18 protein-coding genes are annotated in these 24,374 nt (G+C 35.8%); 7 read left to right on the top strand and 11 right to left on the bottom strand.

Annotated features, from left to right (window positions below; all coding sequences use genetic code 11):
• Positions 1-74: 74 nt before the first annotated feature.
• Positions 75-3,398 carry a T9SS sorting signal type C domain-containing protein gene (locus tag ACNQGD_RS05205; RefSeq protein WP_417998535.1) on the bottom strand — a complete coding sequence of 1,108 codons (3,324 nt, stop codon included), beginning with the start codon at positions 3,396-3,398 and terminating at the stop codon, positions 75-77.
• 334 nt (positions 3,399-3,732) lie between these two features.
• On the opposite strand from ACNQGD_RS05205, the gene ACNQGD_RS05200 reads away from it, so the two are divergent.
• Positions 3,733-4,206 (top strand): regulatory protein RecX, encoded by a 474-nt coding sequence (locus tag ACNQGD_RS05200; RefSeq protein WP_417995617.1) that lies wholly within the window; start codon positions 3,733-3,735, stop codon positions 4,204-4,206.
• A gap of 21 nt (positions 4,207-4,227) precedes the next feature.
• Here ACNQGD_RS05200 and ACNQGD_RS05195 read toward each other — a convergent pair whose 3' ends face one another.
• The 5 genes from ACNQGD_RS05195 to ACNQGD_RS05175 all read right to left on the bottom strand — a co-directional run bounded on the left by ACNQGD_RS05195 (position 4,228) and on the right by ACNQGD_RS05175 (position 9,254).
• Complete coding sequence (locus ACNQGD_RS05195; protein WP_417998534.1) at positions 4,228-5,394, bottom strand: beta-ketoacyl synthase N-terminal-like domain-containing protein; 1,167 nt, start codon at positions 5,392-5,394, stop codon at positions 4,228-4,230.
• Between the two features lie 274 nt (positions 5,395-5,668).
• A complete protein-coding gene (gene bioA / locus ACNQGD_RS05190) occupies positions 5,669-6,940 on the bottom strand; it encodes an adenosylmethionine--8-amino-7-oxononanoate transaminase (RefSeq protein ID WP_417998533.1) in 1,272 nt (423 codons plus the stop codon).
• 70 nt (positions 6,941-7,010) lie between these two features.
• Positions 7,011-7,628 carry a dethiobiotin synthase gene (gene bioD / locus ACNQGD_RS05185; RefSeq protein ID WP_417998532.1) on the bottom strand — a complete coding sequence of 206 codons (618 nt, stop codon included), beginning with the start codon at positions 7,626-7,628 and terminating at the stop codon, positions 7,011-7,013.
• Positions 7,629-7,684: 56 nt separating this feature from the next.
• On the bottom strand, positions 7,685-8,095 hold the full coding sequence (locus ACNQGD_RS05180; protein ID WP_417998531.1) for a putative signal transducing protein: 411 nt from the start codon (positions 8,093-8,095) through the stop codon (positions 7,685-7,687).
• Between the two features lie 7 nt (positions 8,096-8,102).
• Entirely contained in the window at positions 8,103-9,254 is a 1,152-nt protein-coding gene (locus ACNQGD_RS05175; RefSeq protein ID WP_417998530.1) for an aminotransferase class I/II-fold pyridoxal phosphate-dependent enzyme, read from the bottom strand.
• A 295-nt stretch (positions 9,255-9,549) separates the two neighbouring features.
• Between ACNQGD_RS05175 and ACNQGD_RS05170 the strand changes: the two genes are divergently transcribed.
• The 6 genes from ACNQGD_RS05170 to ACNQGD_RS05145 all read left to right on the top strand — a co-directional run bounded on the left by ACNQGD_RS05170 (position 9,550) and on the right by ACNQGD_RS05145 (position 15,560).
• Complete coding sequence (locus ACNQGD_RS05170; protein WP_417998529.1) at positions 9,550-10,089, top strand: hypothetical protein; 540 nt, start codon at positions 9,550-9,552, stop codon at positions 10,087-10,089.
• Positions 10,090-10,578: 489 nt separating this feature from the next.
• Positions 10,579-11,706: a hypothetical protein gene (locus tag ACNQGD_RS05165; RefSeq protein ID WP_417998528.1), complete on the top strand. Its 1,128-nt coding sequence runs from the start codon at positions 10,579-10,581 to the stop codon at positions 11,704-11,706.
• A gap of 95 nt (positions 11,707-11,801) precedes the next feature.
• Positions 11,802-12,725, top strand: a complete 924-nt coding sequence (locus tag ACNQGD_RS05160; protein WP_417998527.1) for a hypothetical protein — start codon at positions 11,802-11,804, stop codon at positions 12,723-12,725.
• Positions 12,715-14,271, top strand: coding sequence for a vanadium-dependent haloperoxidase (locus tag ACNQGD_RS05155; RefSeq protein ID WP_417998526.1), 1,557 nt, complete (start codon positions 12,715-12,717; stop codon positions 14,269-14,271). Before ACNQGD_RS05160 ends, ACNQGD_RS05155 begins: the two co-directional genes overlap by 11 nt.
• A 229-nt stretch (positions 14,272-14,500) precedes the next feature.
• On the top strand, positions 14,501-14,923 hold the full coding sequence (locus ACNQGD_RS05150) for a DoxX family membrane protein (protein ID WP_417998525.1): 423 nt from the start codon (positions 14,501-14,503) through the stop codon (positions 14,921-14,923).
• A gap of 103 nt (positions 14,924-15,026) precedes the next feature.
• Complete coding sequence (locus tag ACNQGD_RS05145; RefSeq protein ID WP_417995628.1) at positions 15,027-15,560, top strand: GNAT family N-acetyltransferase; 534 nt, start codon at positions 15,027-15,029, stop codon at positions 15,558-15,560.
• A gap of 50 nt (positions 15,561-15,610) precedes the next feature.
• Here ACNQGD_RS05145 and ACNQGD_RS05140 read toward each other — a convergent pair whose 3' ends face one another.
• From ACNQGD_RS05140 to glmS, 5 genes are all read right to left on the bottom strand, one after another.
• On the bottom strand, positions 15,611-15,892 hold the full coding sequence (locus ACNQGD_RS05140) for a FoF1 ATP synthase subunit delta/epsilon (RefSeq protein ID WP_417998524.1): 282 nt from the start codon (positions 15,890-15,892) through the stop codon (positions 15,611-15,613).
• 77 nt (positions 15,893-15,969) lie between these two features.
• Entirely contained in the window at positions 15,970-17,481 is a 1,512-nt protein-coding gene (gene atpD / locus ACNQGD_RS05135; RefSeq protein ID WP_417958914.1) for a F0F1 ATP synthase subunit beta, read from the bottom strand.
• Positions 17,482-17,737: 256 nt separating this feature from the next.
• Positions 17,738-19,291: a G-D-S-L family lipolytic protein gene (locus tag ACNQGD_RS05130; protein ID WP_417998523.1), complete on the bottom strand. Its 1,554-nt coding sequence runs from the start codon at positions 19,289-19,291 to the stop codon at positions 17,738-17,740.
• 28 nt (positions 19,292-19,319) lie between these two features.
• On the bottom strand, positions 19,320-22,127 hold the full coding sequence (locus ACNQGD_RS05125) for a TonB-dependent receptor domain-containing protein (RefSeq protein ID WP_417998522.1): 2,808 nt from the start codon (positions 22,125-22,127) through the stop codon (positions 19,320-19,322).
• 393 nt (positions 22,128-22,520) lie between these two features.
• Entirely contained in the window at positions 22,521-24,368 is a 1,848-nt protein-coding gene (glmS, locus tag ACNQGD_RS05120; RefSeq protein ID WP_417995632.1) for a glutamine--fructose-6-phosphate transaminase (isomerizing), read from the bottom strand.
• Positions 24,369-24,374: the final 6 nt, after the last annotated feature.

Raw genomic sequence — 24,374 nt, 5'->3', positions numbered from 1 at the left:
TTAAAAAGCTGTTTTACAAAAACTTAAAACACCAACACTTATAACAAATTATTAAAATTATACTTTAAGCTATTTTAAAATATAATTTTCTTGGAAACCGTTTGGCCATTTTGTAATACAATTTTTATAATTAAAGCTTGTTCACTTGAGGTTAAATTGGATATTATTTGTTCATTATTCCCAATGCTTATCTTTTGATATAGTTGTTTCCCTAATAGATCAAAAATTAAAATTTTATCAATTGTTTCATTTGGAGAATCAATTTTTACCTGTTTATTTTTGACAGAAACCACAATTTGATTATCTATTGTTTCAAAATCTCCTATTCCTAAAGTTTTATCTGTATAACGCAAAACAAACCGATCGTTAAACGTTCCTGCTTGTGTTATAAAATCATAAGGTGAGGCTTTTAAATCATGTACTACATTCAACAACTTATCTTCAATATAGACCTTTTGAGATTGCATCATCCCATCTACTTCATCAATGCCAATACTAAAATCTCCTACAGCGACAGATCTATACCCTAGGGGAATTTCATCATTTGCTTCAAATGGTAAAGCCCTGCCTTGAATCACAAAGTTTTTCTCTTGATTTACGCTGTAAAAATCTATAAATTCATTTCCATCAAAAGTTTCACCATCATAGCCATTATCGAAGTCATTAGTCGCTCCGGTAATATAACCCACTAACAATTGTTTAAAAGCACCTTGTGCATTAGTTAGATTTAGCCATACCCTGTTTTTCTCAATGGCACTTGTCGTTTTTGATTTGGTGCTATTTGTCTTGAAAAACTGAGAGTTATTGCCTGTAATTCCCCCAACACCAACTCTCATACTATTATTAAATACAATTTCATTTGCACCTATAATCGTTGTATTGCTTGTAGCAAAAAAACCTTGTCCTGCTCCTATCTTACCCGTTGGTTTGTTAGGGTTACCTAGTGTCTTATCAGGATCGCTATCTGCAACTGTGCCAACTCCTCCAGTTAAGTTATAGGAAGCATAATCATCTCCAGAATAAGCATAAATACCTGTTCCGGGATTAACAACACCTATTCCAATTTTTGTGCTATGCGTCCAGAAATAAAGTGTTCCATCTATCACACCTGCATTATCAGTCAAAAATTTATCTGCATCTAATGCCGAGGGATATGGATTTCCGATAAGATATGATTTAAAAGGATATATTCCTGTGATAGGATAGCGTCCGTTATTAGGTTTACCCGTAAATGTCGCTTCCAACGGGGTCAAAGGACTTACTGATATTGGCCCAGGACCTCTAATAGTATACCCTTTACCCACAATCATTGGACTTGTAGCCGACTCACTTTTCCAATCCTCAGAGCCTATAGTAACTTCGTAAGAATAAAATATACTACCTATAAGACTGGAAGGATTGTACGAAATTCCCCCAGCACCTCCCAAATTTAAAGGCGATACCGGTGTAGACCAATACGTATAATCGGTATTGCGTACTCCCGTATTTGTGAGTCTTTTGTATATTATATCTCCTACATTAACAGCGGCATCATTAATTTGAACCAAACTAGCATTGTTTTCAAAAGTCAAAACGCCTCCTCCCAGTACTTCTACTTCGTTCACTATAGTCAGTGTGCGCTTAGATCTAATCGTAACGGCTGCACTTCCGGTAACTTTACAGGAGCAACCTGCTAAATTCACATCTTGATTGAAATCTGCTGCAAAAACAATTTTCTGCACGCTAGTTGGAAGTACTCCTGTAGACCATCCAGCTGCATTCCATGTATTTGTAACAACAGGATTTATCACCACATTTGTTGACGCCAAAGAGGTACAAGTACCATTTGAAACTGTAAAAATATACGTTCCTGGAACCAATCCAGAAATTGTAGTAGAGTTTCCAGTTCCTGTAGTTATTCCCGATGATGTACCGCTTCGGGTTAAAGTCCATGTTCCTGTTGAGGGCAAACTATTCAGAATAACACTGCCCGTAGCTAAAGTGCAGGTTGGCTGAATTAGAGATTCAGGCAATGGCGCTGGAGGCAATACATTTACAGTAAGAGTAGCCGCACTTGTTGCACTTCCATAAACATTTGTAACACTCACCAATCCACTCGTACCAGATAAAGCAACGGTGGCAGTGATACTCGTGGATGAGTTTACTATAAAAGATGAAACTGCTATGTTATTTACAGCAACATTCGTTACTCCTGTAAAATTCGTTCCCATTATTGTAAAAGTAGCACCTTGACAAAATGAAGTAGGCGAAAATGAAGTTATTGTAGGCGGAGCTGTAACCCTAATTAGATAATCCTCTGCTTGACCCCAATCATTCCCACTAAAACAAGGATTGTTAGAATTTGCGAAAACATATGCTTTCATAACCCGCATTTTAGTATTGCCAAGAATAGCTGTTACAGGTACTGATATATTTGTTGTAGCAAATTTAGAGTCAACTCCTGTAGAGTTAGTAATTGTCCCTAAATCATATATTTCATTTGTGGTATTTCCAAAAACACCATTTTGATCCCAATCAATATATACTTTAATAAATTCCGTAAAATTACCCGCAGTATTCCCTTTTACAGAAATAACATTTGACACAGACCCTTGAACAACAGAGCCAGTGACACAGAAGCTTTCCAAACTAGGCCCTCCCAATGTATTAGTAGTGTTATTATTAATTCCGGCAAACGTAACATTAGTTATTGGCTCTACACCATTATTAAAACTAGACAAACAATACGACTGAAAAGTAGATGTATAAGTAATCTCTATTCGACCATTACCGCCATCACCTCCAGATCTATTCCCGCCAGTATTACCTCTTTCGCCGCCGCCGCCGCCGCCGCCGGTTGCAACTCCATTTCCTCCATTTCCATTTGCAACTCCATTACCACCAGCACCACCGTTAGGTGCAGCACCGCCATTACCACCAGTGTTGCCACCTCCAATAGCTCCATTTGCGCCTGGAGTATTTACCGCACCTCCTGAAGCAGTTCCGCCCAGACCAGTAATAGTTCCGCCATTACGATTTCCGCCAGTACCACCATTAGCAACCAAACCTATACCCGCAATAGTCGTATTTCCTCCATTTGTTCCATCATTAGTACTTCCGACACCACCAGTACCAACAATATAATTTATAGTTTGGCCTGATGTTACTGTAAAAACGCCACTTGTATATCCTCCGCCTCCGCCTCCATCACCACTAGCACCAGCATTTCGAGATCCTCCTCCCGCTCCTCCCGCTCCCCAAGCTCTTACTGTTAAGGAAACTACACCACAAGGAACCACAAAAGTACCAGCCCCCGTAGTTGTTACTGTCACCGTTTGTGAGTTGGAAAGTTGAGTGATTAAAAAAAATAAGCCGGTAATAATTATTTTTGATATTAGAGTAGGTAAAGCTTTATTCATGTGGTATTATTTGTAAATTCAATTGTTCTAAATATGACATTAAAGAACCCTATTATGATGTGTGATTATCGAAAAATAAAGCGAACAATATCTGTTAGTTTTTTAGATGAAATGAAATTTTATCGATCATCGGTTAAAAAAACCGATGTAGTACATTTTTTATACTTTTATAAAGAGAAAAACATCAAAAATAAAAGCATTTACACTTTCAATAGCAACAAGAACAAACTCTTACCATTTTAGTTGCAATGCTATTGCTTCAAAAACTATATTTTAAATGCGTAATTAACGATCATTATATTTAATTTCGCTTAATTATTAAAAACCACCACTAATGAATCCCGTTTTTTCTATAAAAGAAGCCATACACAAAATAGAACATTATTGTGCGTATCAAGAACGCTGTCACGAAGAAGTTGTACAAAAATTACGGAGTATGAAAATGGACTCTGATGAAATTGATACAATCATGGTGCATCTTATCCGGGATAATTTTCTGAATGAAAGTCGTTTTGCCAGCAGTTTTGCCAGAGGAAAACACCGAATCAAACATTGGGGTAAAATTAGAATTGTCAACGAATTAAAATTTAGAAAAATCACTCAATACAACATCAATCTGGCACTGAAAGAAATTACCATTGAAGAGTATGCCAACACATTCCACAAAGCTTCAGAAAAACATTGGGAAACTATTCGGGAAACAAACGTTCTAAAAAAACGAAAGAAATTCTGTGATTATTTACTTAGGAAAGGGTTTGAAAGTAATTTAGTTTACGAAAAAGTCAAAGAGCTTGAAAATTTGCAATAGGAATAAAATAAGTCCCCAAAATCACAAACTCAAAAGCACACTCACCGCGTTTCCACCAAAACCTACTGCGTTAATCAGTACTTTTTGTACATCCCTTTTAGGGTTGGAAAATCCGAAAGAGCCATTTAAATACGGAACTCCTATAAACCTATTGTGATGCATCATCAATATAGCGAGTTCCATACTTAAAATGCCCGACGCACCAAAAGTGTGACCTATTTTCCATTTATTAGTGGTTACTAAAGGGAGGCTTTCGCCAAAAATTTTCTCTATGGCCCTATACTCAGTCAAATCGCCTTTTATAGTTCCAGGAGCATGCATGACAACAACATCAACTTCAGCTAATTCGGTATTTTGCAACGCCATTTTCATCGATTTCTGGAAACAAGTCGCTTCTGCCGAAATAGAAATATTATGTTCCAGAATCTCCGTAGCATAACCGATTCCTTCGATGTAAGCCAAGGCATTTTTCTTTTTCCCTATTTCGAGACAACAAACTCCGGCACCTTCGCCAAGAATCATGGTGTTTTGCTTTTTTTCTAAATCAAGCGCACGATTCGGATATTTTTCTGCGCTATTCGAATATATTTTCAGCGCCCGCATTTGGGCAATCGTAAAATCAGTTAATGGCGCTTCACTTCCACCAACCAGAAATTTATCCGCCATTCCTGCTCGAAGCCAAGCCACTCCGTTTAAAACGGCATGTAAAGCTGTAGAACAGGTGATCGAATGCGAAATTTCAGGGCCAGAACTTTGTAAATCATGGGCAACCCAAGAAGAAATGTTTCCCAAAGTCGTTGTAGGCGAAGCTAAGGTTTGAGCTTTTCCGGTTTCTAAATATTCTTTATAATGTTTTTCGAATAAATCTGTAGCACCTCGAGAGGAACCAATGTTGATTCCGAAAACGTCGTTTGAAGTCCAACCCGCATTTTGCATTGCTTTTTTTGAAGCTGCCATGGCATACAAAACAGATTTGTCTAAGGATTTATATTTGCTGTCTGACGCTCGTAAAGCAGCAATAATTTGCTGAGAGTCAACATCCAATTTGGCAACTACCGTGTTCTTACAGTCTAAATCGTGTTCCGAAAAACAATGATTTTCATTTAGATAATTTTCCCAAATTGTCTCAGGTGTATTTCCTAAAGGTGAAAGGGAAGCTATGGCGGTTATGGAGATTGTTGTTGACAAGATGTTTTATTTTCTGCAAAGGTCGCAAAGTTATTTACATTCTACATTCAATCAGCAAAAAATAGCACACGGATGAGACAAATCTTAACAGATAAAAACGAATTTTTTCTAATCTATGGAAATCCGTTTGACCCGTCAAATCTGTGACCTAAAATACCGAATAAGAAAGTGAACATCGTGGTAAAAAAATAGCACGCGGATGACACGGATCTAAACTGATAAAAACGGATTTTTTTTTAATCCGTGGAAATCCGTTTGATCTGTGGCGAAAAAATTAGACTATTTCTAAAGCATTTTCGACTACTTGATATACTTTACCTAATTGCTCATCAGTAATAATGTAAGGAGGCAAAATGTAAACGATATTTCCAACAGGACGCAGAATCACTCCGTTTTCGATAAAGAAATCATAGAGTTTATTGCGTAATGTTCCATAATAACTGGCAGAACTTTCGGTTTTTATTTCTAAAGCAAAAATGACTCCCAAAACACGAGTTGCCGTTACTTTTGGATGGTTTTTTATGCGCTCCTGAAAACCCAAATGCTTGTGATTGACCCGAACTAAATTCGCTTGCATTTCATTGGTTTGCAACAATTCTAAACTGGCCAAAGCCGCCGCACAACCGGTAGGATTTGCTGTAAAAGTATGGCCATGAAACAACGCTTTATTAATATCGTCATCATAAAAAGCATCGAATAAATCCTGAGTAAAAGTGGTAATCGCCATGGGAATAGTTCCTCCGGTCAGCGCTTTGGACAGACACATCATATCTGGTTTTTCAACCAAATAATCCGTTGCAAACGTTTTTCCTGTTTTTCCAAAACCCGTCATCACTTCATCAGCAATTGTTAGTACATTATTCTCCTGACAAATTTGCATCAATTTATCTAATGAATCCGGTTCGTACATCACCATTCCTGCCGCACCTTGAACCAATGGTTCAAAAATAAAACCCGCACAATTGTTGTTCTTGATAACCGATTGTAACGCATTATAACTTTCCTGTTCCTGTCCTTTAACTGGAACCGGAATCCGAACCACATCAATAAACATCCCCTGAAAAGCTTGTGTATAAAAAGAAATTCCGCTCGCTGCCATAGCTGCAAAAGTATCGCCGTGAAAAGCATTTTCGAAAGCAATTATCGTAGTTCTCTTTTCTTCTTTATTGAAAAAATACTGTAAAGCGACTTTAATTGCGACTTCAACAGCCGTAGAACCATTATCGGAAAAGAATATTTTTTGTTGGTTTTTTGGTAAAATTTCCATCAACTTTTCGGCTACCAAAATAGCGGGTTCGTGTGTAAATCCACCAAACAATACATGTTCTAATGTCGTGAGTTGTTTGTAAATCGCATCGGCAATAAATGTATTGGAATGTCCATAAGGATTGACCCACCACGAGGCAATCGCATCAATATATTCTTTGTTGTTTTCGTCCCAAAGCAGTGCGCCTTTCCCTTTTTTTATGGCAATGGGTAATGCTGCAGTTTTGTGTTGGGTATACGGATGCCAAAGGTATTGGCGGTCTCTTTCTGTTAAATTCATTTTGTAAAGATACAAGAAACGAGAAAAACACAAAAACAAGTCTTGATTCTTTCCTCTTGATTCTTATTTTTTATAAACTCAATAGATTTTCTCTAAATCGATCTGCATAGTCTTTGATTACATTTTGGTCAAAATAGGGTTCTTGTTCTATTCTTCCAATGCATCTCACTCTGGTTTTACTGAGAATTATTTCTTCAGTTGCTTTGTTTTCATCACCAGAAAAAATAATTCCCGCAATTGCGATTTTTCTGTTTTGTAACGCTTCAATAGTAAGCAAAGTATGATTGATACTTCCTAAATAATGCCTGGAAACCACAATCACTTTATAATCGGGCTGAATCAAATCAATAACGCAATCCTTTGAATTCAATGGGACAAAAACACCTCCAGCACCTTCAATGACCAAATGATTTTCTGTTTTAGGTTCAATGATTTTCTTTAAATCAATTACAATTCCGTCCAATTCAGCAGCGAGATGCGGACTTGCAGGCGTATTTAAAGCATAACTGTTCGGATGAATACTCGTCTTTTCATTAGATAAAAAACGTTTGATTTTATGACTGTCGGAATTTTCTAAATCACCGGCCTGTATCGGTTTCCAATAATCCGCTTCTAAAGCTTCTGTTACAATGGCTGACGCGATGGTTTTACCTACATCGGTTCCAATTCCTGTTATAAATAGTTTCATATAAATAGCACACGGATGACACAGATTTAACTGATCGTCACGGATTTTTTAAAAATTTATTTAAATTCAAATTTGCAATTATCACATTTGTATTTATACTTAGAATAAAATGGTATTGCAACTAAAAAAACAGAAAAAAGAAATACTAAAAATGATTTTAAATCTTGGATAGAAGTAACCATATCTATTTGTTCCGCTCCACATTTTGGACATTTTCTCAACTTTTCGTTATCATCTAATGAATACTGACTAATATTTGAAAAAATATTGATCGCTTTTTCAAAATCATCATTTTTAACAAAAAGCTTGACACCTCCAAGAGCATTACTGTATAATGGATTTGAATCAACTGTATTATTGTCACGCATAAATACTTCAATACCCTCGGATTCTAATTTTCCTTTGAAGATTATTGCTTCAGAGGAATATTGAAAAGTCGCTATTTTTTGAAAAGTACTTTCTTCCATAATTTATTTAAAAAACAAAAGTACTCAACAAACGCAACACTTCAGCGATTTCCTCTTGCGAATTATAACTGTGCAAACAAAAACGCAAGCGTTCCTGCCCTTCAGGAACAGTTGGCGAAAGTATCGCTTTCACATCAAATCCTTTTTCCTGAAGTTGGTTAGCGATTACTTTTACTTTTTCATTTCCGGGAATTACAGCAGATTGTATAGCCGATTTGCTTCGAACAAAAAGTGGTTTTAAACTCAACAGATTTTTCTGCTGATTAAAAAAAACAATGTTTTCTTTTAATTTTAAAATTGAAGCTGAATCGCTTTCTAAATGCTGGTACGCAATCAAAATTGTTGCAACAGAATGTGGTGAAAGCCCCGTTGTATAAATAAAACTTCGGGCAAAATTCACTAAATAATCCCTCAATTCAGCCGAACCTAAAATTGCCGCCCCATGACAGCCCAAACCTTTCCCGAAAGTCATAATGCGGGCAAAAACATGATTTTGCAAACCTAACATTTGCACGAATCCTTCTCCTCCCGAAGTTTCAGGATCTCCAAAAACGCCCAAAGCATGTGCTTCATCAACAACAAGATAACAATGATATTTATCCGAAAGCTGAACTAATTCCTCTAGATTTGGACAATCTCCATCCATAGAAAAAACAGATTCGGTGACGATATAAATAGTGGTATTTGGATTCCGTAAAATCAATTTTTCTAAATCATCAAAATCATTGTGATTGAATTTATAGGCTTTAGCATTCGACAGTTGAATTCCGTCCCGTATAGAGGCATGACACAATTCATCGTATAGAATCAAGTCGTTTTTTTGCGGAACCGCACTAAAAAAACCAATATTGGCATCGTAACCCGAATTAAAAATCAATGCCGTTTCTGATTGATGGAAATTAACAATCAGGTCTTCTGTTTCTTGATACAATTTATGATTTCCTGATAATAAACGGGAGCCGGTTGCTCCGTTTTGAATGATATTATTAGTAATTAAATGCTGATGCGTCTCCTTAAAAATAATTTCTGACTGAGAAAACCCTAAATAATCATTGGAAGAAAAATCAATCTTTTTACTTGACAATGGCAATTTTCGCAAAGCATTATTCTGCTTTCGAATTTCAAGTTTAGCGGATAGATTTTCTGGAAAATGTTTCATAGTCCGCAAAAATAAGCATCTTTTTTGGTTTATGGATTTTGCATCATTTTTGTTTGCTGATTTATTCCAATTAATGGATTTTTAAATAATAATTCTAATTTAGAATCCCATTTCATTATTCATAAAAACATAATTCTCCATAAATTAACAATTGAAAAATAACAATGAAAATAAATTACACAAATTTTTACGAAAACGGTTTCGATTTACAACTTTCATAAAATTATGTTAAAAAAAACTTAAAATTAATATCGAAGATGTTAATCTATGAAATAGTTTTCTACTTTCGGCAAATATGAAACGAATTGCATCACTTTTTCTTATAGTAACGTTGTTCTACAACGTGATGGGATACTATCTGATGTTTGCTTATCAAGAAGAGCAAGCGTGGGTATCTTCTATGGAGAAAAAACAGGATTCAGAGTTTCAAGTAATCAAACTGAATGCAACTTTATACTCCTTTATCGAAGATACTGATTTTGAGTATGTAAATGAAGATGTGGTTATCAACGATAAAAGTTATCATATTTTCAAGAAAAGAATTCAAAACAACATACTAAGTCTGTATTACCTGCGCAATTCACATCAAGACGCAATAAGTCAGGATTTAAAAGACATTGTTGACAATCAATTATTCAACGGAGCCTCATCAAAAGAGTCTCCCGTCAAAAAACTACTGAAATCTTTCCTGAAAGATTACGTACCAAATACAGCAGTTTGCGTAGATTTTTCTCCAAAAACAGCTGCAATTTCAAGTGAATCTATCATTATGCCAAACCAGGCGTTAGATTCAGGACACCTTACTTTATCGTACACCCCACCCGATTTCGTTTAAATCCCCTTTCAACTTAGTGGAATCATTCGCTTTTATCTGGCATTTGTCAAATCAAGATAATTAACGATTGCTTTTTAGCTAAATCTGTACATTTATTACACCCTTTTATTAGAAATTATACCTGTTATAAATACAAAATAGTGTTTTGTATTTTCCGAATTTGCTTTTTGCGAATGAATTCAAAGGGCTATTTTGTATTTCTATTCTGGTCTATTTTGTACAACTAGCTTTCAGAATCATGATTTAAATGGATTTGCAAATTCAAAAATGGATTTTCAAAAGAGTTCTTTATTTCAAAAGTAATCTTCAACCTATCCTTTTTGCCTTGTAAAATCAACGAGACTTTTTGGCGAAGGCCAAAAGTAAATCTTGCATTACAGTAATATTACCTATCCATTAACTTATCTATTTTTAATGCCGACTTTCTTTTTAGAAAGAACCAGTTGTTGGCCTGTTTTATACCATTAACCATTTTAAAAAACCAAAAACTTGAAAAATTTATCCACTTTACACTCCGTTTGTGTTTTTATCCTATTCGTTACAATTATCTTTAATACCCAAAATATGTCTGCACAAGGTTGCGTCGCCATTAAGGGTAATGCCACAAGTTGCATGTCGATTCATGCCGACAGCACTACTGTTTCTGGATGGCAATTTGCCAGCAGCGGCCGCTATTTTAGATCATTCAGACACTTTTCAGGAACAGAAGAAAACAAAGACAGGTTAGTTCAAAAAACAGAAGTTATCAATTATACTTCCGTTTTCAATCTTTCATTGACCAGAATATTAAGCAACCGTTGGTCCGTTATGGTCGACCTCCCTATTTCAAACAACGTTCGCTCTTCACTGTACGAACATGGATTGGTAAATGGTGCTTACGTTAAAAGAGAAAGACATTCAACCAGTTCTTTTGGAATAGGAGATGTTAGATTTGCCGCTTACAGATGGATGTTAGATCCGGCAAAAAGCACAAAGGGAAATATACAATTAGGATTAGGGATAAAATTGCCAACTGGTGATTACAACTACAAAGATTATTTTTACAATGTAGGCCCAAACGGAACAAAAGAATTACGTAATGTAGATCAGTCTATCCAGTTAGGAGATGGCGGTACCGGATTTACATTTGAATTAAACACCTTTTATAATTTCATTGCCAACTTTGGTGTTTACGGTAACTTCTATTATTTGATTAATCCTCGTGAACAAAACGGAACAAGAACGTACAGAGAAACATTAGCATCACGATTAGCTAACGAAGCTATTATGAGTGTACCAGATCAATATATGTTTAGAGCAGGTTTCAACTATTCTGTGAATCAAGTAAAAGGATTATCTGTAGCGGCTGGTGCACGATTAGAAGGAATTCCTGTTTATGATCTAGTGGGTGGCAGTGGCGATTTCCGTCGTCCGGGTTATATCTGGTCAGTAGAGCCTTCGGTAAACTATGAATACAAAAAAGTAGTCTTGTTTGCATCAGTACCATTTGCAGTGGTTCGTAACCGTACACAAAGTGTTACTGACAAAGAAAATTCTGCAAGAACAGGTAGTCATGTTCAAGGAGATGCTGCATTTGCTGATTACACTATTAACATTGGTATTTCAACTCGATTTTAGTCAGTAATCATTTGAAAATTAGTTGTTTTTTCAACAATTGAAACATCATACATTTAAATACTAAACATCAACTACTAACCAAAACCATTTTTTTGATGAAAAAATTTTATCTGAGTTGCCTGCTGTTGGCACCTTTATTTATAAATGCTCAAACAGAGATTGATGGTATTATGATGAGCAAAAACAATTTTTGTTTCGGAGCTGTATACCAATACAGCAGCTGGGATAAGTATTGGGAAGGAACCTTTAAAAGAGAAAATCTTAATCTGGGGACTGTTTCTACAAAATCACTTGCCTTAATGGGAAACTACGGGGTTTCTGATAAATTGAATATTATTTTCAGTCTTCCATACATAGAAACAAAGGCTTCTGCAGGAACAATGGAAGGCCAAAAAGGATTGCAGGACCTATCGTTAACCATAAAATACATGCCTTTTGAAAAAACAATTGGAAAAGCAACCTACTCTTTATATGCTTTAGGAGGGCTTTGGGCTCCAGTTTCTGATTATTCAGCTGATTATTTGCCTTTAAGTCTTGGTCTAAAAAGCAAAACTGCTTCTTTACGATTAATGGGTGATTATCAACGAGGTCGTTTTTTCAGTACTGTTTCCGGAGCGTATGTAAAAAGAGCGAACATAACCATTGACAGAAATTCCTATTACACAAACGAAATACATTACACCAATGAAGTTGACATGCCCGACGCTATTTCGGTTAACTTCAGAATAGGCTATCGTTCCAACAGATTAATAGCCGAGGCAGTGCTTGATAACTGGGTAACTCAATCTGGTGGATTTGACATTACAAAAAACAACATGCCTTTTCCAAGTAATACAATGAATGCCTTAAAAGTAGGTGTAAACAGTAAATATACACTCAGGAAAATACCGGCATTATCTATTATTGGAGGATGCAATTTTGTTACAGAAGGCCGAAATGTAGGGCAATCGAATACCTTTTATGGCGGTTTATTTTATATCCTTAATTTAAAAAAAACAACCCAAGAAGATGAAAAATAAAATACAAAAAATAGCCTGTAAGAGTCTTTTGGTTTTGTTTCTTACGTTGAACTATTCTTGTAGCGATGAGTTAACAGAACGCAACGAACAATTTCCTCAATTGAATCCGTCTACTACAGACGAATTAGCCGGGACCTGGAAAACATTCTTATTGACTACCCCAAATGAATTCTCTTTGGATGTACCAATAGTAGCCAACACACCCGCTTTTACTAGAGAAATCAACGAAATAAAAAGTTATCAGGCAAGCATAACACCGGAGCAGAAAAAAACAATAAAATACTGGAGCGCCGGAGGTGTTTTACGTTGGAATGAAATCATGCGAACCTTAGTGGCAAGACACAATCGTCCGCCGTATCAAAATGAAGACGGAACATATCCTGCACCATCTGGAGCAAATCCATTTGCCAATCCTGAATTTCCTTTTTCAAATCCGCCTTATGCAGCCAGAGCTTATGCTTATGTGAGTGCCGCGCAATACGATGCGATGGTTGCTACTTGGCATTATAAAAAACTATATAATAGAGCTGCACCTTTTACGGTTGATGCTACATTACCAGTTTTAATCCCAAAAAGCAGCTTACCTTCCTATCCATCTGAAGATGCTGTTTTAGCAGGAGTTACGGTTGAATTATTAAAATTATTGTTCCCTACAGAAATCGCTTATATACAAGAAAAAGCAGAGGAACAAAAATTATATCGCATTATTAGTGGTGCCAATGTACGAAGTGATGTTGATGCAGGAATTATTTTAGGCAGAAAAATTGCCAACAAATTTATCGCCAGAGCTGCGGCTGATGGAACTGGAGCTGCTATTGGTAATCAAGCGCTTTGGACGCAACTGGAAACTCAAACTGCTGCCACTGGAGAAACTCCATGGAAATCATTAGATGTACCAGCAAGACCTCCAATGTTACCTTTGTTTGGAAAAGTAAAATCATTCCTTATGTCACCTGAAATGGTTGTTGCCAGCCGTCCGGTTCCTCCGCCTTCTACAAAATCAGAACACTTCGCAAAGGAATTAGCTGAAGTAAAAAGCTACGGAAAAAATGCCACCAGAAAGAACATGCAAATCGTGACTTTTTGGGCTGATGGCGTAGGAACTTATACACCTCCAGGACACTGGAATGCAATTGCATCAGAGTCCTTTGTAGCACTAAATTATAGTGAAGTACGATGGGCGAGAAATCTGGCGTTGCTAAATATTGCCATGATGGATGCGGCTATCAGCTGTTGGGATGCAAAATACACTTACTTTAACCCGAGACCTTCTCAAGTTGACCCGTCTATAAAAACATTGACAGGCACTCCTAATTTCCCTTCCTATGTATCAGGACACTCCACCTTTAGCGGAGCGGCATGCGTAGTTTTATCACATATAATTCCTGCAAAAAAACAAAGTTTTGTGGCTATGGCAAAAGAAGCTTCGGATTCTAGAATGTTTGGATGCATCCATTACAGAAGCGATTGCGAAAAAGGACTTGAATTAGGCGAAAAAGTAGGCGGTTTTGCTGTTGCAAGAGCCCTTACTGATGGCGCCGAATAATTTTAAATAATTAAGTTGATACTTTGTTTTAATGGTTTGTTTTAATATCTCATTTTATCAACTACAGCCTAACAGACGTTGGAAACCTGTTAGGCTTTTTTTTGTTTTTCAACCTAAATTTAAATAGAATAATATTTCTATGACACAAAATAAAACTCAAATAATCCATTAAATATATTTTATAATGAAACTGACATTCAACACTCATTATTTTATTTTTAGCAAAAAGATGGAAAAACACAGTGTCAATCTGATGCGGATTTCATTGGCAATAATTTACGTTTGGTTTGGTGCTTTGAAAATTTTCGGTAGGAGTCCGGCGGGCGAATTAGTAGAACAAACCGTTTATTGGTTTAAACCCGAAATATTTATTCCAGTTCTTGGTATTTGCGAAGTACTTATCGGTCTTGGTTTGCTTATAAAACGTTATATTCCTTATACTATCCCGCTATTATTAATGCACATGGCAGCTACATTTTTCCCCGTTTTTACTCTAAAAACAATCTGTTTTGATACTTTTCCTTACTGCCCTACTTTGGCTGGGCAATACATAATCAAAAATCTTATTTTAATTTCTGGAGCCCTTATAGTTGCAGGAAAATACAATGAAAAATATTATGCAGAAATGAATTTGAAATTGAGCGGAAAATAAAAATCTAAATCCATTTCGTATAATCAAAGATTTGCTAATTTTATAATTACAGATAATCAAACACCATTCATTAATCCGTGATTCATAAAATCAAATGAAACCTATGCTTTATAAAAGGGCCTCAACTCTTGACGAACTGGAACAAATAAGAGCGCTACAATTACAAAATAGCTCTCAGAATATAAGTTCAGAAGAGAAACTTCAAGAGGGATTTGTTACCATACAACATTCCTTTGCCCTATTAGAACAAATGAATTCTGCTTGCGCGCACATTATTGCTAAAGGAAATGACGCCGTGACAGGTTTTGCTTTAGTGATGCTCTCCGGCTTTAGGAACGAAATTGAGGTTCTTATTCCAATGTTTAAAAGAATTGATGAATTAGTACCCAAGGATAAAACCTATGTGGTAATGGGGCAAATTTGCGTAGATAAAAACTATAGAAAACAAGGAATCTTCAGAGGACTTTATCATTTTTACAGAGAGGAACTACATCGTCAATTTGACTACTTGATTACAGAAATTGCCGCTATAAACCTACGTTCCATGCAAGCACACAAAGCAGTTGGATTCAAAATAATTGATACTTATGAAGAAGATGGGATTGTTTGGAATATTATGATTTGGGATTGGGCATAAAAAAAGCCTAACATTTAGTTAGGCTTTCATTGTTTATAATCTAAATTACTTTAGTCAACTAAAACAATAACTTTATTGTCTTTCATTTCAATTGTTCCTGAAGTGATTGCTAGCGTATAATTTTGATCATCTAGCTTAGTGAATTTACTTGCTACTTCTTTTGCGAAAGCGAAAGTAGAAGCTGTAATTTTCACAACACCTTTTCCTAAAATAGAAACGATGGGTGCGTGATTATTCAAAATTTGAAAGCTTCCATCAACTCCTGGCAATGTAACCGAAGTTACTTCTGCTGAAAATAATTTTGCTTCTGGTGATACTATTTCTAAAATCATAATTTTTTCAATTATGAATTATGAATTATGAATTATTTGAGGCTACCCAATTTATAATTTATAATTTATAATTCTTTTTAAGCTTCCGCTAACATTTTTTCTCCAGCTTCGATAGCCTCTTCGATAGTACCTTTAAGGTTAAAAGCTGATTCTGGTATGTGATCTAATTCACCATCAATAATCATATTAAATCCTTTGATAGTATCTTTAATGTCAACTAACACTCCTTTCAATCCTGTAAATTGCTCCGCAACGTGGAAAGGTTGAGATAAGAAACGTTGTACACGACGCGCTCTTGAAACGGCTAATTTATCTTCTTCAGATAATTCTTCCATACCAAGGATCGCGATGATATCTTGTAATTGTTTGTATTTTTGTAAAATTTCTTTTACTCTTTGTGCACAGTCATAATGCTCATCACCTAAAATTTGAGGCGTAAGGATTCTTGAAGTTGAATCCAATGGATCCACTGCAGGATAAATACCTAACTCAGCAATTTTACGAGACAATACTGTTGTTGCATCAAGGTGAGCAAAAGTGGTAGCCGGAGCCGGATCCGTTAAATCATCCGCAGGAACGTAAACCGCTTGCACCGATGTAATAGAACCTTTGTTTGTTGATGTAATACGCTCTTGCATCGCACCCATTTCAGTAGCCAATGTTGGTTGGTACCCTACCGCAGATGGCATACGACCTAAAAGTGCCGAAACCTCAGAACCTGCTTGTGTAAAACGGAAGATATTATCCACGAAGAACAATACATCCTTACCTTGATCAGTTCCTGCTCCATCACGGAAATATTCTGCAATAGATAACCCAGAAAGTGCTACACGAGCACGAGCTCCTGGAGGCTCATTCATTTGACCGAAAACGAAAGTAGCTTTTGACTCTCTCATTCCTGGCATATCTACTTTAGATAAATCCCATCCTCCATTTTCCATAGAGTGCATGAATTCATCTCCGTATTTTATAATTCCTGACTCTAACATCTCACGAAGTAAATCATTTCCTTCACGTGTTCTTTCTCCTACTCCTGCGAATACTGAAAGTCCACCGTGACCTTTTGCGATATTGTTAATCAACTCCTGAATCAATACTGTTTTACCAACTCCAGCACCACCGAACAATCCAATTTTACCCCCTTTTGAGTAAGGCTCAATTAAATCAATTACTTTAATACCTGTGAATAAAACTTCAGAAGAAGTAGATAAATCTTCGAATCTTGGTGCTTGTCTGTGAATAGACATTCCGTTTTCTCCAGTTTTTGGTAAATTACCTAAACCGTCAATTGCATCTCCAATTACGTTGAATAAACGACCATAAACATCAGCACCAATCGGCATTTGGATAGGATTTCCTGTTCCAACTACTTCATAACCTCTACTCAAACCATCTGTTGAGTCCATCGAAATGGTACGTACTGTGTTTTCACCAATGTGAGATTGTACTTCAAGTACTAATAAAGTACCATCTTTTTTTGTGATTTCTAACGAATCATAAATTTTTGGAAGTTCAACATCCTTACCGTTGAAAACTACGTCAACTACTGGTCCAATGATCTGGGCAACTTTTCCTATTACTTTTGACATTACTTATGTATTTATTAAATAGCTATTTAGGTTTATGAATTAGTACCAACCGAAACGTATCGATTAAATGCTTTTTTCAGTGCGCAAAGATAATTTTTTAAAATATAAAATCAATAATTTTTTTTATAAAAAAAGGAATTATTTAATTATTCATACGAATAGACCTAAAAAAGGGAAAAACATCATACTATCCGCAAAACAAACAACCACCTACTGTAAAGCGGTGGTTGTCTAAAATATTTATTACAATTAATTATTATAGCGTTGCTGGGTACAAAATACGGTATAAGCCAACATTTTTATTTTTAAAATTAGCTCCAAACTTTGCATTGATCGCTTGAGTAAACAAATTTGCAATTATAGCATATCCTCTTGGGCTAGGATGAACACCGTCTAATGAAAACATTCCACCGGTTACGTATGTAGATGTAGTTGTAAAACTATTGTAAACTATACCGCCATTTGCTAATTGATCCGTAACTGATTTTAGTTCCACAAATGCAAGACCTTTTGCATCAGCAATAGACTTAATAGTTACGTTATAAGCATCTGTTGCTACTTTTACTTCTGCAACTTCTGAAGCAGTTAACGCTGTGCCATCACTCATTGGAAACGTTACACCAATAGTATTAAAACCAGCAGGAGCTCCAACTTGAGCAGCACCAATAACCCCTCTTGCTGTTAATAAAATAAAATCTTGTTTACCGGCTGCACTACTGGCGTGTCTTGCTTGACCATAAAGACCTCCTAAAGCAGCGGCAGTTCCAGAGCCTAAACTAGGAGTTAAAGCGGCTGTAATTTGTGCAGATATATTAGGCAAAGATTCATCTAAAATAAGAAGTGGATTGCTTTCTGTCGTTATTGGATTTCCATCATTAGCAACAATTGTCGCAAAACGAGGTGGCAAACTTGCACCAGCCAACGCCATGTTTATACCTCCAAACAACTGATTAAGTTGAGCAGCTTGTGATGGGCTTAACCCAGGAATTGCATTTGTAGGAACTGTTGTAAAAAAAGGCAATGCTGTTACATATGGCAAGTTAGCAACCACACCCTTTGCTCCATTTGCCGTCATTGCATTCACTATATTATTGTAAGCGCTGGCAAAAACAGTTGGATCAGTGATATCATTACTTGCGTAAGTTGCAGGATTCATATTTCCTGTTTGGTTTCTTCCTGAACCTCCAGATGTAGCATAACCCAATACATCATTTCCTCCTATCCAAAGAGAGAAAAATGTAGGGTTTTGTGCAACAGCATCAGCTAGTACCGTTGTTGAGGCAGAAGATGAAAACCGTGCAAAATAAGGATTCGCTAGCCCTGTTGCAACACCAGCAACATTTCCATAACCTGGTGCCACTAAATGATAACTCTTTGCTCCTGGTACACCCATGTTATTAAAAGATCCAGTAAGTTTTGCAGTTACTTCCGTAGAGGGTCTTCCCACTACAGGAACAGGCGCCGAACCATTAAAATACAATCTTGTGCCTTGAATTACATTACCATTCAACAACAAACCACCAACGTTATCAGCCATCAAAGGCGTTTTAAATTCACCTCCACCTGTCAAAGCAAACTGCTGCGAAATAATATTTGCATAAGAACCTTGCTGAGCTGCTATAAATAAAGCATTATCACTAAAACCGGCTGCATAAGAATCTCCAAGTGCTACGTACTTGGAAACTGATGCCGTACCTGAGGTTAAAGGCTTCCCATCAGATGAATTAGCGTCAATTGTTACCTCTTCCTCACTATCACACGCTACAAATGCTAAAGAAGCAAATAATAACCATTTGAAATTTTTTATCATCGTTTTATAATTTAGTATTAATGAATGATTACGGGTTGATTGTCCATGATGCAAAATATTGTTGACCAATTAAACCGGCGCCTAACACTTGACCATATTCTTTACCACCAATGTTTGAAGCTCCTATCTTTAATGTAGATTTCAAAGAAGGGATTAGGTAATTTAATTGTGCGTCTATTACTGTAGCAGCAGCTATTGTACCGTCAGCAAATGAAGACTGCCATAAATATTCGCTATTCCATCTTCCGCTTACGTTAAATCCAAAATTTGGGAGTAACTTTTCATTACCGATGGATGCTTTAATGCGGTGTTTTGGTGTATTAAAACCCGCTTCAAAACTAGGGTCTTTTGACTGATCAAATTCGAATTCAGCATAATTGTAATTAACACCAATTTCAAAATCTTTATACACTTTTCTAGACAATCCAAGACCAAATCCTAATGATTTAATTTCTAGCGGAGTATTTGTATACAATTGAAAAGTTCTTGTATTTCCATTTTGCAAAGCATGTAATGCTTTAGGTCCTTCTGGATTAGTTAAACCACCACCATCAAAAGCAGTTCCATACAAAGGAGTAATAACATTTAAGTTTCCGATAAAATTATTGTAAATGTTATAATATCCATTAATATCAATTGAAGTTTTATTTATGAAAGATCGGTAACCTAATTCAAAAGCTTTTACTTCTTCTGGCTTAACTACACCTGCATTTGTTTTTCTCAATAATGCAGGATTAGCAGCAGCTGCAAAAGCAAGAACAGATGATGCGGTATATGAATTTTCATATGCTCTTGTTCCGTTAATAGTCACCGAAGTACCTCCAGCAAATCCTTGACCTACAGTAGTTGCGATTGGTAAAGTTTCTACAAATCGTGTCAAGTTATCTGGTGCTGAACCAAGCAAAATTGCACTTCCTACATTAAATCCAATGTATTGATCTTGCGTAGTAGGGTTTCTAAAACCGGTTTGAAAAGATCCTCTAAAATTATGATTTTTGTTTTGTCCTGCGGAGTATACAGCAGAAATTCTCGGTGAGTAGTTACCATCAAAATTCTGCGCTTTATCATAACGAATAGAACCAGTAAATTTCAAACGATCATCCATTAATTTTTTCATTATTTGTGTGTAAACACCGTATTCATTGTAACGTATCGGTCCAGCAGCATCTGTATAAATACGCCCAAATGAATTCAACTCGTATTCTCTGTATGATCCACCAACCTGAATTTCAGCAAATTGTATCAAATCTTTAAAATTATAATTTGCATCAGAGTGGTAAATTCTTGAATTATCAACCAATTTTGAACCCGACAATACACTAGGGTCATTAATAACTTGATTAAATGCATTTTTAAAAGCATCTGTTCCTGGTATCAATCTACCAGTATCCGCAGTAGCTCTCGCACGTGCATGTGATTGCTCAGGAGTAAATCCTCCTAGCGTTGATTGTATGTAAGCCCCAGCATATTGACCAAACCAAGTTCTGTCATCTTTCCATTTTCTGTTTACATTAATACCTGTAAACAACATGTCATACGACTGACCGCCATCTTCAGTTGTAGTATATCCTCTTAAAAAGAAGTTTTTACCTTTGAATTCAATTTTATGTTGTTGCATAAAAAAGTTATTCAAATAATAACGGTTAGCTCCTTGGTAAACTGTATTTCCATAACCAAATTTACTTTGTACAATTACTTCTAGCTTTTCATCTCCGAATGGACGAATGTGTAAAGACAAATCAATTTTAGTGTTAGAAACTCTATTGTCAGTCAAATCAACTTCATTATATCCTGTTCTACTAACATTAGAATTTGGAAGTAAATTTACTGCCGACGCAGGAATCAAATTTTGAGCTGCTAAAGCTTGACCAACTCCTTTGATATTTGTAGCAACTTCATCACCGTAAACATTTATACCGTCATAATTAATAGTATTTCTATCAATGCCTTTACGTGTTTTATCATCATAGTTTACTGCATGCCACTCTGTTCCTCTCATGTAAGTAAAATTCACTTTACCTGCTATATACTTATTGAATGCCTTAGCCATACGAAAACCATAATCAATATAGTCATTTGTACCAGCAGCTTTTTGAGAAGTTTGTCCAAATTTTGCATAACCAGTTATCCCTTGACTTGTAAATGGACTTCTACTGTTCATAAACAATATACCGTTGAAGGCATTTGCACCATATAATGCAGAAGAAGCTCCTGGCAGTAATTCAACGCTTTGAACATCAATTTCAGATAAACCTATTAAATTTCCTAGTACAAAATTTAACAAAGGGGAAGAGTTATCCATACCATCTACCAATTGCATAAAACGGGTATTTGCAACAGATGCAAAACCACGCGTATTAATCGATTTAAACGACATACTTGAAGTATTCATTTGAACTTCTTTCATATTTTCTAATCCATCATAAAAAGATGGTGATGCCGTTTTCTTGATTTCAGCAATACCCATTCTTTCAATAGTTACTGGTGATTCTAGAACTCTTTCTGGGGTTCTTGATGCAGAGACTACAATTTCGTCTAATTTATTCTCTTCATCAACAAGTTTCACTGTAACTTTTTGCGAAGGAGATGTTATTGAAACTCTTTGAGATGTAAAACCTACACTGGTAACCTCAATTGTAAAAGGCGGTTTTCTAGACGATTGTAAAATAAATGAACCATCTAAATCGGTAATCGCACCCGAAGATTCTCCAACAATTTTAATATTGGCTCCAGGAATAGGTTGGTTGTTACTGTCTGTAACAATACCTGAAATTGAGTTTTGAGCAAAAGTTAGGCTACAAAAAAACAATGACAAAAAAAGTAAATACACTCTCATTGGGTTATAATTTGTTGGTTTATGACGCCAAAGTACAAATATTTTTGATATTAATAAAAAAGTCCCTAAAAAAATTCATATTTATCAGTTATTTTACCTCATTTGCACTAATTCTATATTTATTTTTTATTGCTATATGTTAAAAATTATGTAATAACAACAGAATATCATTATGCATGCATATAAAAAATACATTTATCATAAAAAAATTATTAATTTTTAGATATTTGATAAAAGTGATAAAAAAAGATAAATATAACTTTTTCATTCTTCTCTTTAAACATTTAAAAAAAGTCCAAACTAAAAAAAAAATTATTCAAAAAAAAGCCTCGAAAGATTTTCTTTCGAGGCTTTTTTTAAAATATTGTGAGCAAAACTGTTTTGTGAATAATTTTATTCTACAGTTACTGATTTTGCTAAATTACGCGGCTGGTCAACATTACAACCACGCATAACAGCAATATGATACGACAAAAGCTGTAATGGAATTGTGGTAATCAATGGCGATAAGGCATCTGATGTTTCCGGGATTTCAATAACATAATCCGCTAATTCACGCACTTGTGTATCCCCTTTTGTTACAACAGCAATAATTTTTCCACTTCTGGATTTAATCTCCTGAATGTTACTTACAATTTTGTCATAGTGCCCTTGCTTGGGTGCAATAACCACCACTGGCATGTGTTCGTCAATTAATGCAATTGGTCCGTGTTTCATTTCGGCTGCAGGATATCCTTCAGCATGAATATAAGATATCTCTTTAAGTTTCAAAGCGCCTTCAAGGGCCACAGGAAAATTATACCCTCTCCCTAAATAAAGACAATTTGGAGCGTCCTTAAAAACAGAAGCAATTTCTTTGGCTTTTTCATTTGTTTCTAAAGCCTCTTTTACTTTTTCAGGAATAATTTCTAATTCTTGCAAATAGGTATGAAAATCACTATTCGACAAAGTTCCTTTGGCTTTTGCTAAACGCAAAGCAATCATTGTCAATACCGTAATTTGTGTAGTAAAAGCTTTAGTAGATGCTACACCTATTTCAGGACCCGCATGTGTGTAAGCTCCCGCATGTGTTTCTCTAGAAATAGAAGAACCCACGACGTTACAAACGCCGAACACAAATGCGCCATGTTCTTTGGCTAGTTTTATTGCAGCCATTGTATCTGCTGTTTCACCAGATTGTGAGATGGCAATAACTACGTCTTTACTATTAATAATTGGATTTCTATATCTAAACTCCGAAGCATATTCTACTTCTACCGGAATACGTGCAAACTCTTCAAAAACATATTCTGCAACTAAACCCGCATGCCATGAAGTTCCGCAAGCCACAATTATAATTCTATCCGCATTTAGGAATTTTTCTAAATTATCCTCAACTCCTGCCATTTGAATAATGCCTTCATTAGCATGCAGTCTTCCGCGATATGTATCTTTTATAACACTTGGTTGTTCATAAATTTCCTTAAGCATAAAATGATCGTAACCCCCTTTTTCAATTTGCTCTAAGTTCATTTGAAGCTCCTGAATATAAGGATCAACTAAAGAATCATCTTTAATTTTTCTGATTTTCATGGCTTTATGCAATCTTATATTTGCCATTTCGCCATCTTCAAGGTAGATTGCGTTAGAAGTGTATTCTATAAAAGGCGAAGCATCCGAAGCAATAAAATATTCTCCTTCTCCTACACCAATTGCTAATGGACTTCCTAATCTGGCAGCAACAATTTCGTCTGGATTCTTTTTATCAAAAACAGCAATTGCATAAGCTCCCACTACTTGATTCAAGGCAATCTGGACTGCTTTTCCCAGTTTTAAATTCTCTTTTGTCTGCACCTCTTCAATAAGATTGACCAACACCTCTGTATCAGTATCCGAATGAAAAACATACCCCCGTTTTATTAATTCTTCTTTTAAAGGCGCATAGTTCTCAATAATCCCATTATGAATTATTGCTAAATTTCCTGAATTAGAAAGATGAGGATGAGAATTCACGTCGTTTGGGACACCATGAGTTGCCCAGCGTGTGTGGCCTATTCCTATAGTGCCATTTTTTGTAATTGCGGTAGAGGCTTTCTCCTCAAGATCCGAAACCTTACCTTTTGTTTTACAAAGTTTTAGATTATCACCGTCATACAACATCACACCAGCGCTGTCATAACCTCTATATTCGAGTCTCTTTAATCCTTTTATTACAATAGGATAAGCTTCTCTAAAACCAATATATCCAACGATTCCACACATAGTTTT

It is taken from the genome of Flavobacterium glucosi (assembly GCF_048286535.1).
GTDB lineage: Bacteria > Bacteroidota > Bacteroidia > Flavobacteriales > Flavobacteriaceae > Flavobacterium.
This window is presented reverse-complemented; position numbering and strand designations above follow the sequence as displayed.

Bases quoted from the DNA above. Each gene is read 5' to 3' on its own strand.
- ACNQGD_RS05205 (WP_417998535.1), bottom strand. From the start codon at position 3,398: ATGAATAAAGCTTTACCTACTCTAATATCAAAAATAATTATTACCGGC.
- ACNQGD_RS05200 (WP_417995617.1), top strand. From the start codon at position 3,733: ATGAATCCCGTTTTTTCTATAAAAGAAGCCATACACAAAATAGAACAT.
- bioA (WP_417998533.1), bottom strand. From the start codon at position 6,940: ATGAATTTAACAGAAAGAGACCGCCAATACCTTTGGCATCCGTATACC.
- bioD (WP_417998532.1), bottom strand. From the start codon at position 7,628: ATGAAACTATTTATAACAGGAATTGGAACCGATGTAGGTAAAACCATC.
- ACNQGD_RS05180 (WP_417998531.1), bottom strand. From the start codon at position 8,095: ATGGAAGAAAGTACTTTTCAAAAAATAGCGACTTTTCAATATTCCTCT.
- ACNQGD_RS05175 (WP_417998530.1), bottom strand. From the start codon at position 9,254: ATGAAACATTTTCCAGAAAATCTATCCGCTAAACTTGAAATTCGAAAG.
- ACNQGD_RS05170 (WP_417998529.1), top strand. From the start codon at position 9,550: ATGAAACGAATTGCATCACTTTTTCTTATAGTAACGTTGTTCTACAAC.
- ACNQGD_RS05160 (WP_417998527.1), top strand. From the start codon at position 11,802: ATGAAAAAATTTTATCTGAGTTGCCTGCTGTTGGCACCTTTATTTATA.
- ACNQGD_RS05155 (WP_417998526.1), top strand. From the start codon at position 12,715: ATGAAAAATAAAATACAAAAAATAGCCTGTAAGAGTCTTTTGGTTTTG.
- ACNQGD_RS05150 (WP_417998525.1), top strand. From the start codon at position 14,501: ATGGAAAAACACAGTGTCAATCTGATGCGGATTTCATTGGCAATAATT.
- ACNQGD_RS05145 (WP_417995628.1), top strand. From the start codon at position 15,027: ATGCTTTATAAAAGGGCCTCAACTCTTGACGAACTGGAACAAATAAGA.
- ACNQGD_RS05140 (WP_417998524.1), bottom strand. From the start codon at position 15,892: ATGATTTTAGAAATAGTATCACCAGAAGCAAAATTATTTTCAGCAGAA.
- atpD (WP_417958914.1), bottom strand. From the start codon at position 17,481: ATGTCAAAAGTAATAGGAAAAGTTGCCCAGATCATTGGACCAGTAGTT.
- ACNQGD_RS05130 (WP_417998523.1), bottom strand. From the start codon at position 19,291: ATGATAAAAAATTTCAAATGGTTATTATTTGCTTCTTTAGCATTTGTA.
- ACNQGD_RS05125 (WP_417998522.1), bottom strand. From the start codon at position 22,127: ATGAGAGTGTATTTACTTTTTTTGTCATTGTTTTTTTGTAGCCTAACT.
- glmS (WP_417995632.1), bottom strand. From the start codon at position 24,368: ATGTGTGGAATCGTTGGATATATTGGTTTTAGAGAAGCTTATCCTATT.